We start from the raw sequence: 14,082 nt of genomic DNA on the forward strand, positions 1-14,082 counted from the left end.
AAAGTAGGGGAACACAATGAAGAAATTTCTAGTTATTCCTTTTGTATTACTAACCCTCCAAGCATGCAGCAGTACCCCTCAAACTCCAGAAGAATACTGGTTTTCTCAAGGTGAGCGGTTTGGCGCAAATGGGTACCAATATGACAATCATGTTTTGGCAAATTTAAAAGAGAAGACACCTTTTGATGAAGCCTCATATAAGCAAGGTTATGAATCTGGAAAAGCAGAATACTGTGACCCATTTAAAGCATTCGAAAAGGGTATTCAAGGCATTCGATATACCGATCAATGTGTTGGTCAACCAGAGGAAGTTATGATCAAGGCTGAGTGGCAAAGAGGATGGGATGCGTTTATAGGGGCCGACTTCTATAGGCGTTAATCAGACTGACTGAATCCACTACATTAAAAAGAAAGTTTATCTAATGGTAGTTTCTACCAACAGATAAACTTTCTTTAAGGCAATAACTATTTATATTTACCACCATAAATGGTGCATAGTTCTCTTGGGAGATGCTTCACTGTACCGTCACTGAAAGTGCAATCAATCCCCGCACCAAAAGCATGACCGCCGCCACTTTGAGCAAAAGAAATTGGAGCCGCAAAAATGAAACAAGCGATGATTAAAGATATAACCTTTTTCATGATAAGTCCTCTTTCATAGAAATTGGCCTAGCACTACCTTCGTAAAATTATTCATTCATCCTTTTTTATTCTAAATATCATTCCTAATATTTTTAAGTCATTAGCAGATCAACGTCATCAACAATTACATTTCTGTAAAAATAATAACTATTTGCCGTTAACGCTCCTCTTAATCGAACTTGCTGAATTCGTGTCAGAGATACGTGTGCTCTTAGTGAGAAAAGAGCGATGCAAGCGTGTTTTTAAGGAGAATGACTACAGGCTTAAAGCACGTTGTGTCAATGAGTTCTCATGCTGTAAGTATGTATTCAGACCCGGAAAGATCAAAAATTAATTCAATAATAATAAATTTTTTAAATTAAATTAGTTACATATTATTCTATGTGACAACTAGGTAGGTTATTGATTTTTCGTTTGTAGGTTAAAGCGATAACGTAGGGCAGGATAGTAATTATTAATATTTTTATTACTTAATTATCGTTGGCAATTAAATAAAATATTAATATATATTGAATTGGATGCGTTGTGGTTTTTTTGAGATTATTGCTTCCTATGATTTGGCATAAATTTGAATAAACTTTTTTAACTTGGCCGTACTGGCCATTATTTTGGTTTAATTAATAAAGTGATGCCGTCAATGTCGATGATTTCTACTTTTTCTCCTGCAGGTATGGGATGTTCAGTGTATGCCGACCAGGTACTGTCACCAATTTTAAGACGATTGATTCCGGCTTGAAAATCTTCTTCTAGGATGATGGTAGTGCCAATGAGTTGCTTATGTTTTTGATTAAGATTTCTTTGTTCATCGTGTTTTTTGTCATTGGACCATTGCCTGCGCCACCACAGCCAAGTGGTGAGTAAGCTAAAAGCAGCAAAAGAAGACCACTGAACCTGCCAACCAATCGGTAATAGTGAAAGAATCACCCCGACAATTAACGCCGAAACTCCTAGCCAAAGGAAGTATCCGGCTGTGCCAAGTAACTCAATTGCAAGCAGGGCCAAACCAAATGCGATCCAATGCCAATAACTGATGCTTTCTAATACGCTAAACAAATCCATTATTCTTTGCCTTGTTTAAACATTTCTGCGACACCGGCTATTGAACCCATTAACCCAGTCGCTTCTATTGGCAGCATAATGATCTTCCCGTTTTCTGCTTGTCCTATACTTTTTAATGCCTCGGTATAGCCTTGCGCAATAAAGTAGTTAACCGCTTGCATGTCGCCTTGTGCAATGGCATCAGACACCATTTGTGTTGCTTTTGCCTCTGCCTGTGCTGCACGTTCTCGTGCTTCAGCATGTAAGATTGCAGACTGTTTTTCACCTTCCGCTTTTAAGATCTCTGATTGTTTTTGACCTTCGGCGCGCAAGATTTCTGCTTGACGCACACCTTCGGCCTCTAGAATTTCTGCCCGCTTGTTACGTTCGGCTTTCATCTGGGCATTCATCGCAGCAGTCAGATCCGCTGGTGGTTGTACGTCTTTGATTTCTATGCGAGTCACTTTGACGCCCCAAGGGTTAGTTGCTTGGTCTACGATAGTGAGCAGCTTGGTATTGATCATGTCACGTTGACTCAGCATTTCATCGAGCTCCATAGAGCCGAGAACGGTACGAATATTGGTGAGCGTTAGGTTTCGGATAGCGTGTTCTAAATCATTGACTTCGTAAGCTGCTTTAGCAGCGTCGATGACTTGAACAAAGCCGACGGCATCAATAACGACATTCGCGTTGTCTTTTGAGATGACTTCTTGTGCCGGAATATCAAGCACTCGCTCCATCATGTTGATTTTTTGTCCGACTCGGTCAATAAAAGGGATAATGAGGTTGAGGCCTGGTTTCAAGGTGTGGGTATAACGACCAAATCGTTCTACTGTCCAATTATTGCCCTGTGGAACCGTTTTTACCGCAGAGGCAAGGATGATCACGGCAAGGACGACGAGAAAACCGATAGTAATCAGTGAGTCAACTGGCATAATTTATTCCCTTAAATGCATATAATTTGGTTCATTTTTGCGCATATTGAATCATTAAACAATCGAAGAAATGCGAACTGGCGCTTATTCCAGACAGAATAAAGGCCGGAATAATCCAGCCTTAGTACGACATTACTCGTTGTTTTTACGCTCTGCCATTTCGCTCATCAGTAAAGAATTGAGTAGAGCTGACGGCGATATTTACTTGCTAAAGCATTGCCTTGACCAAGAGCACTCAGGATATCCATAAAGGTTTTCTTTACTTCTCCATCTTGCGCGCCTAGGTTGGCTTTTAGAATGTTCCAAAGCAGTTCAAGCGCTTCTTCATCTCGGCCTACTTGGTTGTATTGCACTGCGAGTTCACAGGCTAATTCAAGGTTGCTAGGGTTAGCAGTGTGCTCTTGTTCAAGTCGCTGCAGTTCTGGGCTATCTGCCGCTTGAAGATGCAAATCCAGTTTTGCGATTAAGCCTTTGTAATAGTTGTCTTGGTATTCAAGAGGGATGGCCGCTAATAGGTTTTGCGCTAAGTCGAACTGTTTGGTTTCTAATAAACAATCTGCGGTAGCTAGCTTCACATCACCACGGTTTTGAAGTTCTTCTGAAAGAGTTTGCAGAATCGTTAGTGCTTGAGCATGTTCGCCCTGCTGTAGTAACTCGCTTGCTTGTTTTAACTGCATTTCATCTTGGCTTGGAAGATGTTTGGCAAGCATGGCGGAAATCGCGTCGATAGGTTGTGGTCCGCCTAAACCATCAACAGCCTGACCATTAATGAACATCGCAACGGTAGGTAGTACTTGAACACCGAACTGAGAGGCGAGCGCTGGTTGCTGTTCGCAGTTAAGTAAAGCAAGTGTAAAAGCGCCGTTGTATTGCTGAGCTAGCATTTGTAGATCTGGTATCATTTGTGCGCTCTCAGGCTGAGCATTGGCCCAGAAGTGAACGACTACCGGAGTGTTCATTGATCCTTCGAGCACTTCACGGAAATTTTGTTCTGTTAACTCAACGATAAATGGGGATTGCATCAGAGTATCCTTGCTTTTGTTCTCATCTTTGATTGTAGATATGGAGTTGATCTTTGGGAAATTCAAGTGAGATGTTTCGCGTAACGTCACACACTATTAAAGAGGTTATTTAGGCACAAAAAAGTAGACGCAAAAAGGAAAAACGCTGCCGAAGCAGCGTTGTCCTAATAGCAAGCGAAGATGCTAAGAAATGAAAAATTATTGCCTTTCGCTAAGTGTGGTATCAAAAGAGGATGAACATGGTCAACACTACACCCACACTAAGCCAGTTAAGCTGATTTAATGTCATTGTTGTCTCGAAAATGTACAAAACAGAAATGGGTGTCGATACCAACTCTAGAGTGAGTATCTACATCATGTTCAGGCAACGGTAGATGTAAACACTAACTAGAAATTGATTCGAATGATGAGGTTTTTTAACCTACATGCTTAGAATGGCATCACATTGTTACGTTAAAATTACATAATGACAAAAAATATTTATGCTGCCTGTCGCAAAATCTTATCAAGGATGCGAGTCGGGAGCAGTCGCTTTAGTACCGCAAAGACTTTGGTCGGGGTGGTGATACGATAACGTATTTTAGGATTATCACTGGTTAAAGCATGTAGAACGGGTTTGATACAAGACTCGGGAGGGAGGACGAATTTGTTGTTTGACTTATCATTGTCTAACCGTCGTTTTTGGCCATCATAAGCCGCTTTGTGCGGGCTGTTTTCCACATCTATCCATTGCTCAAAGGCTTTTAATGCATTCTGTCTGAATTGCGTTTCAATTGGGCCGGGTTCAATCAATGCAACCTTAATGTTGGTATCCATGAGTTCTAGGCGAAGTGTGTCTGTCCATCCCTCTAGGGCAAATTTAGAGGCATTATAAGCCCCTCTATATTTCATTGCGGCAAAGCCGAGTACAGAGCTGTTCTGAATGATGCGACCTTCCCCTTGTGCTCGCATATGAGGTAGAACTTCTCTGGCAAGCTGGTGCCACCCAAAAAAATTGGTTTGAAATTGCGCTTGCAATGCTTGTGTTGGAAGATCTTCGAGTGCACCCGGTTGACCGTATGCACCATTGTTAAATACCGCATACAAGTTACCATTTGCCAGTTCAAGCGCATGACGGACACCATGGGTAATACTTTGTGGATCATTGAGATCAAGCTGAATACAGGTTAATCCCTCAAGATTTAAGCGTTCGACGTCTTGTTTATTTCGACAAGACGCAATCACATGGAAGCCATGCTTTTGTAATGCATGGGCACACACGTAACCAATGCCAGTTGAGCATCCGGTGATAAGAACTGTTTTTTTCATGTGATAAGGCTCATTGAGGGGCAATGAGCCTTATCATTCAATAGCTTCGGTCTTGAAGCAAGTGTTTAAGTGCGGGTTCTACTCTCGAATAACTGAATTTAAATCCGAGCTCGGTCAGTTTTTTGGGTTTTGCGCGTATGCTGTCAAACAAGAGGCAAGAAGATTCTCCCATTGCGATACTCATTACCCATTTTGGCGTAAACAGAATGTGCGGGCGTTTGAGTGTTTTTGCCAGTGTACGACTGAAAATACGATTACTAACAGGGTGAGGTGCGCATAGATTGAATTCTCCATGAGCATGCGGTGTTTCGAGGAGGTACATAATGGCGCGGACCATATCGAGTATATGAATCCAAGGCATGTATTGCTGGCCATTGCCGATAGGTCCACCTAATCCAAGTTTGTAGGGCAATAGCATTTTAGCTAGCGCGCCGCCATGGGAGCCAAGTACGACACCGGTTCTGAGAATACATACGCGAGTTTGATCTGATTCAGCACGTTTAGCTATTTGCTCCCAATGGGCACAAACGGAATGGGCAAAAGCATCGCTGTTGACGTGTAAGCATTCATCAAATGGGTGGTCTTGTTGATCGCCATAATAACCGACAGCTGATCCGCTAATAAAAACAGATGGTGGCTCGGTACTGGCATGAATTAATTCAACAATTCGCTCAGTGACTTTCCAACGGCTCTTGCAAATGATTTCTTTTTGCTCTTGCGTCCAACGTTTATCCGCGATGGGTTCCCCAGCAAGGTTGATGACCGCATCAACATCATTTAAATCTTCTATCGCGTCAAGAGAATCTAAATATTCAATATTGCCGACATCAGCATGCTGTAGACGTTGCTTTGCTTGTGCAGGGGTGCGAGTTAACAACATGACTTTATGGGTGGTGAGAAGCTTTAATAATTCGGACCCAATAAAGCCAGTTCCTCCCGTCAGTAATATTTTCATATCTATCCTTTGAACATAAAAACTATGCTCACAGTATAGCTGTTGTCTATCAAAAGTGATCAATTCAATGACTTGTGATGTTGATTTTATTACTAATTTTTGCTTGTTTGGTGCAAAACAAGGGGTAGTGCAAAGTAAGGTTTAGCGTAAAGCAGGGCTTATCGGACTTAAGCTCCCATTTGAGTGAAGATAACAACGTATTATGTAGTCTTTAGTTTGCTCATATTGTGTTTGGGTAAGCACTTAGCTCAAAGAGCGATGGGATCTTTTGTTTGAGACAAAGGACAAACGATATTGAAATTAACTGTGAGTGCGTGTGATTTGGCTATAGGTGTCATTGCATATCCGTAATCAGAGGCTTATTCTTTGATAAACAAAGAATCATTAAGGATGTCATAACATGCCGTTAGTTGCGTGCCCTGTATGTGAGAAGCAAATATCGAAACGCGCTCATACTTGCCCTGGTTGCGGAGAACCCGACCCTCTTAATCATCTAGCGAAATCCAAGTTTGTTTCGTTTATTTTTTGGACAATTATTTTGGTTGGAGCGGCTTACATCGCCTGGTTTTATCTTGTACCGATGCTGGTGGAGATGCTTCGACATAAGTAATTAAGTGGCACAAGTAATTAAGCGTCATAATTAGCTAAGTGCCATAAGCCATTCAGCAATGTGGTCCAGAGTTGAGGCTAAGTAGTATGGGAGACCAGTTGAGCTTCTGTAGGAATACCGTAGAATACCCTCAAACTTTTTGAGGAGACGATGTCGTGAAACTCTTTTTTGCCTCAGATTTGCATGGTTCATTACCAGCAACAGAAGAAACCATTCAGCTGTTTTTAGCGTCTGGTGCGCAGCACTTGATTTTGCTCGGTGATACATTAAACCATGGCCCGAGAAACCCGATCCCTGAGGGCTACAACCCAACTCAAGTCGCGGAGTTACTCAATCAGTATAGTGAGCGCATTATTTCTGTTCGTGGTAACTGTGATAGTGAAGTGGATCAGATGCTATTGAACTTTCCAATGATGGCAGATTACGCTTGGCTCTTACTTGAATCAGGGCAACGTATGTTTTTAACGCATGGACACTTGTACAACAGTGCTAAGCGTCCACCATTGCGTAGCGGTGATATTATTGCTCACGGGCACACCCATGTTCCGGTCGCTGAAATGCAAGAGGAAGCCGTGATTTTCAATCCAGGCTCAATGACGTTTCCTCGTAATGGTTTACCACGAAGCTATGGCTTGCTGGATGGGAATACTCTCACGGTGAAAACGCCGGATGGTGAAGTCTTGGCTCAGACTACGATTTGAGAATCGTTTAATCGTTCGAAAATAATGGGAGCAATGCGCTCCCTATTTTGTATCTGAATGTCCTAGATGACGTTCTGGATCAATGAGGTCTCTTACGCGTTGCTTGAGTACCTTCGCTTCAGGGAAACCGCCGTCTTTCTTGCGTTCCCAGATTTGATTGCCATTACAAAAAATCTCAAAACGTCCTCCTGTGTCTGGGTGCAGACTGACGGTTTCAATCTCTTCACTAAAAGTATGCAGTAGCTCTTGTGATAACCAGGTTGATCGAAGCATCCAATTGCACTGCCGGCAGTAATAAATGTCGATGATGGCTTTATCCATGATTTCTTTCCTTTATTTAGAGTCTGTTGCTCTTTAAATCTGAATCTTGCAGCGGTTTGCCAATCGTTAAAGAAGCAATTTAAAGCCGACCGCAAAGGTAAGGATCTCAAACGCTACCTTGATGATTCGATTGCTGTATTTCATTGCTGCCCAAGCACCTAAACTGCCACCTAAAAATGAACTAAATAGCAATACAGGTAACCAAGCCCAATGAATGGGTGCGCCTGCTTGTACGACAGCGATACCACCAATGCCATTCCAGAATAAACCAACACAAATCATAGTGTAAGCGACGGCTTGTTTGTAATCGTAACCGAACCAACGGACAAGGAATAAGGTGACCAGTAATCCTGAACCTGCGGTAAGGGAGCCGTTGATTATTCCAATTATCATCAAGCCCAAGCCGCCAAAAACATAACCCAGAGTATCGCGATGAGTAGCCTGCTCAGTTTGTCCGAGGTCCTTTTTGAAACGGGAGTAAATACCAAGAGCAAGAATCATTGCACCAAGCATTTTTTCAGCGAGATGATCTGAAATTTGAACAATGATGTTTGCGCCGATGATAACGCCGATACTGCCAACGAAAATGAGATAAAGTGCCGTGTTTAGTTTTATGGTGCCTGCTTTTAGGTGCGTACTTGCGGCCCCTAATCCAAGGGCGACGGAAGCAACTTTGTGCGTACCAAGTGCGACCGAAAAGGGTAAGCCGAGAAAAATCAAAAGTGGGAATTGCAACAATCCAGCACCACCACCAGACAGTGATGCGAGGGTGTTGGCAGCAAGAGAGCCGAAGAAGAGTGTAAGCGTATTTAGCCAATCCATGTGCAAAATAAAAGGGGCGTCATCGCCCCTTTCTCATTGAATCATTATCAATTTCTAAACAGTACCGTAGAACCGTGGTTCAAACTAGTCAGTAGGAGTGTTTTTTCGTTAACTACATCGATACGACGGCTTTGCTCTGCATCCAATTTGAATATTTGAGTGATTAAACGTAGTTGTGCTTCTGAGAAATCTTTGGATTGAGACGCTGAAACGTCCTTAAACTCAGATGGTGATACCAACAAGTAATTGTCACTGATTTCCCATCGGCCACGTTCGGATATGTTGATGGTTGAGTCAGCGGTATCGCCATCCTGAGCAAATAATTTGATATTAGCCACGCGGATATAATCACCGTTTGGTAAGTATTTAACGTTTGATTCTACATTCACACGACGTAGTGGGCCGACTTCGCTATCAGACGCAACATCATCGACAATCAATGTCACCATGTTCGATTGCCACTCATTGGATGTTAGGACTTGCTCCAGTTTTAGGTCGCTGCCCCAATACAACCAACAGCTAAAAAGAACGGACACTGCGAGTAGCGCAGATGCAATTTTAATTTTCATCTCATCTTCCTCTAATTACAGATGTCTGCTGGGTCAGTTTGATTAGCAAAAATGCGCAGCGTCACATTCTCATAGGAGTGTTCACTACCGTGGATATAGTTGAGGATCAACTGGTTATTTTGTCCTCCAGTTGCGATCACTTTCGTTGGTGAGGAGTCTTCAACGTGGTGTTCAACATAACTTTTTATGCATTGCTCAATTGATGGGAGCCAAGCGTTAAGTTGAGGGTGGTTGACGGGGGTCATAATTGGCACATTGTGATATTCGCCAAGTTGACGGAATTTAGATTCGACAGGATTGGTAAATAGGATGACGCACAGAGGTAGCAAAAGAGCAAACAGTACGAGAATGCGTGCTACCCATTTTTTAGATGATATTTCAGATGGGGCTGGTTTTGCTTCAACGGACACCGTGTCGGCACTCTCCGGAACGTCGAGAGAGGCATCTGATTGGTTTGAAGTCTCTAGCTCAGCAGTAGCGGCGTCATTTTCAATGTCTTCGTCATCGTTGGTGAGTGATGTATCCGAAGATAATAGATTTAAACGTTCGACAGAACAAATGAGTTGGTAGCCTCGCTTTGGTACCGTTTTGACAAACTCAGGTGACTTTGTCGAATCTTTTAACATCTTGCGCAGTGTCGAGATCGCTTGAGTGAGGCTTGAGTCGTCCACTTCAAAACCTTGCTCACGCCACACGAACTCGTGCAGTTCGTTACGGCTAATTACTTCGTTAGGTCTCTCAGTCAACATGAGAAGTATGCGGCTTTCGTTACTTCCTAGTCGTACAACTTCGTCGCCACTCTGTTGATCTGCGAGCGAATTGCTATTTGGGTCAAAGACAAATCTTTGAGCAAGTAGAAATTTGGTGCCGATGTTTGTCATTTAGCTCTTCTTAGGTGGTGATGTTTTGATTTATTGTGATTCTCATCACAAAGGTGGGGAGCGCAATGGGCTCTCTTTTCGTTTTAGATACTTTTAGGTCCGTAGGATAATCAAAAATATCTAAAAAAACACTGTTTTTGCTAACATTGACCTTGAATTTACATTTGTCAGCCGCATGTTAATGACATCTTAGTTAAGCAATTTGATTTAAATTTTGCTGTTCGGGCTAGGTTAATTAAGCCCCCTTAGTTTAGATGTTATGGAGTAAACATGAGCGAAACCGTATCTCAAAACAAAGAAACTCGTGGCTTTCAGTCAGAGGTAAAACAGTTACTTCACCTGATGATTCATTCTCTTTATTCAAACAAAGAGATTTTCTTGCGTGAATTGATTTCTAACGCGTCAGATGCATCAGATAAACTTCGTTTCCAAGCGCTATCAAACCCAGATTTATATGCGGGTAACGCTGATCTTGGCGTTAAGCTTGCGTTTGATGAAAGTGCAAACACGCTGACCATCTCTGACAATGGTATCGGTATGAGCCGTGAAGATGTCATTGAGCACCTTGGGACCATCGCCAAATCAGGAACAGCAGAATTTTTCTCAAAACTATCTGATGAGCAGAGTAAAGACTCTCAGTTAATTGGTCAGTTCGGTGTTGGTTTCTACTCGGCGTTTATCGTGGCGGATGCGGTTACTGTTCGCACACGTGCAGCAGGCCTTGCGGCTGACCAAGCGGTTCAGTGGCATTCTGCAGGCGAGGGTGAGTACACCATTGAGAACATTACAAAAGATTCTCGCGGCACTGACATCGTGCTTCATATGCGTGAAGAGGGTAAAGAGTTTCTCAATGAGTGGCGTCTACGTGATGTGATCAGCAAATACTCTGACCATATCGGTATCCCAGTTTCTATCCAAACGGTAGTTCGCGACGAAGATGGTAAAGAAACGGGTGAGAAAAAGTGGGAGCAAATCAATAAAGCACAGGCACTTTGGACGCGCAACAAATCAGATATTTCTGATGAAGAATACCAAGAATTTTACAAACACGTTTCGCATGACTTTGCCGATCCGCTGACGTGGAGCCATAATCGTGTAGAGGGCAAGAACGACTACACAAGTCTTCTTTACATCCCAGCGAAAGCGCCATGGGATATGATGAATCGTGACCATAAATCAGGCTTGAAACTGTATGTTCAACGCGTGTTTATTATGGATGATGCAGAGCAATTCATGCCATCTTACCTACGCTTTGTGCGTGGCTTGATTGACTCAAATGATCTACCTCTGAATGTCTCGCGTGAAATTTTGCAAGATAACAAGGTTACTCAATCACTGCGTAACGCATGTACTAAGCGTGTGCTGACTATGCTAGAGCGCATGGCGAAGAATGATGAAGAGAAGTATCAATCATTCTGGAAAGAGTTTGGCTTGGTCATGAAAGAAGGTGTCGCAGAAGACATGGCCAACAAAGAAAAAGTAGCTGGTCTATTGCGTTTTGCTTCAACAGAAGTCGATTCAGCAGAACAAACCATTAGCCTTACTTCTTACATCGAGCGCATGAAAGAAGGCCAAGATAAGATTTACTATCTAACAGCAGATAGCTACGCAGCCGCGAAAAACAGTCCTCACCTAGAGCAGTTCAAAGCAAAAGGCATCGAAGTGATTTTGATGTTCGACCGCATTGATGAGTGGTTGATGAACTACTTGACGGAGTTTGATGGTAAGCAGTTCCAATCCATCACTAAAGCGGGCTTGGATCTCAGCAAGTTTGAAGACGAAGCAGAAAAAGAGAAACAGAAAGAAACTGAAGAAGAGTTTAAGTCTGTGGTCGAGCGTACTAAGTCTTACCTAGGCGACCGTGTGAAAGAAGTACGTACAACGTTTAAACTTGCTACAACACCCGCTGTTGTTGTGACGGATGATTTTGAAATGGGTACGCAGATGGCGAAGCTGCTTGAAGCCGCAGGTCAAGCAGTACCAGAAGTGAAGTACATTTTTGAAATTAACCCTGATCATGCACTTGTTAAGCGTATGGCTGATGAATCGGATGAAGAAGCGTTCGGTCGCTGGGTCGAAGTATTGTTAGGTCAAGCAATGCTCGCTGAGCGAGGCTCGATGGAAGATCCAACGCAATTTGTTGGTGCTATTAACAAGCTTTTGACTAAGGTTTAATAGTAAAACATCGGCAAAAAGCTCGCGATCTGCGGGCTTTTTGTCTGTAAACGCATAGATTCACACTCAATGTGTTGAGTTAGTAGTCAATACGATAGGAAAGCTGGCATCGCTAACATTCTTTAGTCTTAATCTGCTCATTGCTCGATAAACCTGTGTTAGAATCTCAAACTTGAATGTGATTAATAAGGCGTGTATTTTTGTTCGCCAATACGTTATACCGAAACTTATCGTCGCAAGTGCTTCCAAGGCAAGATGTCGCAGAAGCCCAGCTGTTGTGAGCTTCGGTATAAATCTTAAATATTAAAGAGGATAAATCATGCGCATCATTCTTCTAGGTGCTCCAGGTGCAGGTAAAGGCACACAAGCAAACTTCATCATGGATAAATACGGTATTCCACAAATCTCTACTGGTGATATGCTTCGTGCTGCTATCAAAGCAGGTACAGAGCTTGGTAAACAAGCTAAAGCTGTTATCGACGCTGGTCAGCTAGTTTCTGATGAAATCATCCTTGGCCTAATCAAAGAGCGTATCGCTCAAGATGATTGTGCTAAAGGTTTCCTTCTAGATGGTTTCCCACGCACTATCCCTCAGGCTGATGGCCTAAAAGAAATGGGTGTAGACGTAGATTACGTTATCGAATTTGACGTAGCTGACAACGTGATCGTTGAGCGTATGGCTGGTCGTCGTGCTCACCTTCCATCAGGTCGTACTTACCACGTTGTTTACAACCCACCTAAAGTGGAAGGCAAAGATGACGTAACTGGTGAAGATCTTGTTGTTCGTGATGATGACAAAGAAGAGACAGTTCGTGCACGTCTAGGTGTTTACCACGAGCAAACTGCACCACTTATCGAGTACTACGGTAAAGAAGCAGAAGCGGGTAACACTAAGTACCTGAAATTTGACGGTACTAAGCAAGTTGCAGAAGTAAGTGCAGATATCGAGAAAGCACTAGCATAAATTGCTACCAGCAAAATTTGATATTTTGATATATTTGAAAGCGGCCTTAGGGTCGCTTTTTTATTTTGTTTGTCGATGTGGTGAGCGATTTGCTTTAATGCTCCGTACAAACAACGCTGTTTACCATGAATAGGATGTTATGAAAAACAATAATAAACAAGGCGTGTTATTGGTGAATCTTGGAACGCCTGATGAGCCAACCGCCCCTGCGATAAAACGCTTTCTGAGCCAGTTTCTCCACGATCATCGCGTGGTAGACATGACGCGTTGGCTTTGGTGCCCAATTCTTCACGGTATCATTTTACCTGTTCGAGCCCCAAAAGTAGCCAAGCTATATCAATCGGTATGGATGGACGAGGGATCGCCTTTAATGGTGTACTCAAAACGTCAAGCAGAGAAGTTGCGATTGGCTTTAGACATGCCAGTTGAGCTTGGTATGACTTACGGTAACCCAAGTCTGCAGTCGGGCTTTGAAGCACTTCAAGCGCAAGGCGTAGAGCATGTGATTGTCCTGCCATTGTATCCACAGTACTCGGGCACAACGACCGCTGCAGTATCCGACGGTATGACTAAGGCATTCAAAAAGATGCCTGTGATGCCTGAGTTTAGCTTTATTCGTGATTATCATAACCATCCAAAGTACATTGCGGCATTAGCTCAGTCAGTGCGTGAACATTGGGATGCAAATGGTCAAGGTGATTACTTGCTGTGCTCCTACCACGGTATTCCGAAGCGCTATGCAGACAACGGCGATATCTATCCTAAACATTGTGAAGAGACGACCCGTTTGTTGGGAGAGGTGCTGGGTTTGAATGCAGACCAAATAGGGATGACCTATCAGTCACGCTTTGGACGTGAAGAGTGGCTACAGCCATACACGGATAAGACATTAGAAGTGTTACCAAACCAAGGTAAGAAGACGCTCAACGTGATTACACCGGCTTTTTCAGCAGACTGTCTTGAAACGCTTGAGGAGATTTCGGAGGAGTGCCGCGAGATCTACTTAGAAGCTGGTGGTGAGAGCTTTAGCTACATTCCTTGCTTGAATGACAACGATGAGCATATCGAGATGATGGTCGAGTTAGTTCGTTCTAAGCTTTGACGCTAATTTGTTTGACATCAATCTATCCCGAATTAAT

Annotated in this window: 16 protein-coding genes; 6 read left to right on the forward strand and 10 right to left on the reverse strand. The window is 43.0% G+C overall.

Translation table 11 applies throughout. The features are described from left to right. Window positions 1-16: 16 nt before the first annotated feature. Window positions 17-379: a DUF2799 domain-containing protein gene (locus tag VA249_RS03785; protein WP_221069002.1), complete on the forward strand. Its 363-nt coding sequence runs from the start codon at window positions 17-19 to the stop codon at window positions 377-379. Between the two features lie 86 nt (window positions 380-465). Here the strand turns inward: VA249_RS03785 and VA249_RS03790 are convergent, their stop codons facing one another. The 6 genes from VA249_RS03790 to VA249_RS03815 form a co-directional block, all read right to left on the reverse strand. Further along, a complete protein-coding gene (locus VA249_RS03790) occupies window positions 466-642 on the reverse strand; it encodes a hypothetical protein (RefSeq protein ID WP_221069004.1) in 177 nt (58 codons plus the stop codon). A 603-nt stretch (window positions 643-1,245) separates the two neighbouring features. Continuing rightward, on the reverse strand, window positions 1,246-1,701 hold the full coding sequence (locus VA249_RS03795) for an NfeD family protein (protein ID WP_221069005.1): 456 nt from the start codon (window positions 1,699-1,701) through the stop codon (window positions 1,246-1,248). After that, window positions 1,701-2,615: an SPFH domain-containing protein gene (locus VA249_RS03800; RefSeq protein WP_221069006.1), complete on the reverse strand. Its 915-nt coding sequence runs from the start codon at window positions 2,613-2,615 to the stop codon at window positions 1,701-1,703. Before VA249_RS03800 ends, VA249_RS03795 begins: the two co-directional genes overlap by 1 nt. A gap of 167 nt (window positions 2,616-2,782) precedes the next feature. Further along, a complete protein-coding gene (locus VA249_RS03805) occupies window positions 2,783-3,637 on the reverse strand; it encodes a thioredoxin family protein (protein ID WP_221069007.1) in 855 nt (284 codons plus the stop codon). Between the two features lie 480 nt (window positions 3,638-4,117). Next, entirely contained in the window at window positions 4,118-4,945 is an 828-nt protein-coding gene (locus VA249_RS03810; RefSeq protein WP_221069008.1) for an SDR family oxidoreductase, read from the reverse strand. A gap of 37 nt (window positions 4,946-4,982) precedes the next feature. Beyond that, the gene (locus VA249_RS03815; RefSeq protein WP_221069009.1) at window positions 4,983-5,900 is read right to left on the reverse strand and encodes a TIGR01777 family oxidoreductase; all 918 of its coding nucleotides are present in this window, start codon (window positions 5,898-5,900) and stop codon (window positions 4,983-4,985) included. Between the two features lie 400 nt (window positions 5,901-6,300). Between VA249_RS03815 and VA249_RS24020 the strand changes: the two genes are divergently transcribed. Together VA249_RS24020 and yfcE are read left to right on the forward strand one after the other, a co-directional pair. Further along, window positions 6,301-6,510, forward strand: a complete 210-nt coding sequence (locus VA249_RS24020; protein ID WP_225927099.1) for a hypothetical protein — start codon at window positions 6,301-6,303, stop codon at window positions 6,508-6,510. A gap of 155 nt (window positions 6,511-6,665) precedes the next feature. After that, window positions 6,666-7,211 carry a phosphodiesterase gene (yfcE, locus tag VA249_RS03820; RefSeq protein WP_221069010.1) on the forward strand — a complete coding sequence of 182 codons (546 nt, stop codon included), beginning with the start codon at window positions 6,666-6,668 and terminating at the stop codon, window positions 7,209-7,211. A gap of 42 nt (window positions 7,212-7,253) precedes the next feature. Here yfcE and VA249_RS03825 read toward each other — a convergent pair whose 3' ends face one another. The 4 genes from VA249_RS03825 to VA249_RS03840 form a co-directional block, all read right to left on the reverse strand. Further along, window positions 7,254-7,532 carry an Rdx family protein gene (locus VA249_RS03825; RefSeq protein WP_211919810.1) on the reverse strand — a complete coding sequence of 93 codons (279 nt, stop codon included), beginning with the start codon at window positions 7,530-7,532 and terminating at the stop codon, window positions 7,254-7,256. A 66-nt stretch (window positions 7,533-7,598) separates the two neighbouring features. Next, the gene (locus VA249_RS03830) at window positions 7,599-8,354 is read right to left on the reverse strand and encodes a sulfite exporter TauE/SafE family protein (RefSeq protein WP_221069011.1); all 756 of its coding nucleotides are present in this window, start codon (window positions 8,352-8,354) and stop codon (window positions 7,599-7,601) included. A gap of 47 nt (window positions 8,355-8,401) precedes the next feature. Next, complete coding sequence (locus tag VA249_RS03835; protein ID WP_128811375.1) at window positions 8,402-8,923, reverse strand: regulatory protein ToxS; 522 nt, start codon at window positions 8,921-8,923, stop codon at window positions 8,402-8,404. A gap of 11 nt (window positions 8,924-8,934) precedes the next feature. Continuing rightward, window positions 8,935-9,804, reverse strand: coding sequence for a winged helix-turn-helix domain-containing protein (locus tag VA249_RS03840; RefSeq protein WP_221069013.1), 870 nt, complete (start codon window positions 9,802-9,804; stop codon window positions 8,935-8,937). A gap of 270 nt (window positions 9,805-10,074) precedes the next feature. Between VA249_RS03840 and htpG the strand changes: the two genes are divergently transcribed. The 3 genes from htpG (at window position 10,075) to hemH (ending at window position 14,045) form a co-directional block, all read left to right on the forward strand. Continuing rightward, complete coding sequence (gene htpG / locus VA249_RS03845) at window positions 10,075-11,979, forward strand: molecular chaperone HtpG (RefSeq protein ID WP_221069015.1); 1,905 nt, start codon at window positions 10,075-10,077, stop codon at window positions 11,977-11,979. A 319-nt stretch (window positions 11,980-12,298) separates the two neighbouring features. Beyond that, window positions 12,299-12,943, forward strand: a complete 645-nt coding sequence (gene adk, locus VA249_RS03850; protein WP_128811372.1) for an adenylate kinase — start codon at window positions 12,299-12,301, stop codon at window positions 12,941-12,943. A gap of 139 nt (window positions 12,944-13,082) precedes the next feature. After that, window positions 13,083-14,045, forward strand: coding sequence for a ferrochelatase (hemH, locus tag VA249_RS03855; RefSeq protein WP_221069017.1), 963 nt, complete (start codon window positions 13,083-13,085; stop codon window positions 14,043-14,045). Window positions 14,046-14,082 lie beyond the last annotated feature (37 nt).

Origin of the sequence: Vibrio alfacsensis (genome assembly GCF_019670485.1) — a bacterium.
Classification (GTDB): domain Bacteria; phylum Pseudomonadota; class Gammaproteobacteria; order Enterobacterales; family Vibrionaceae; genus Vibrio; species Vibrio alfacsensis.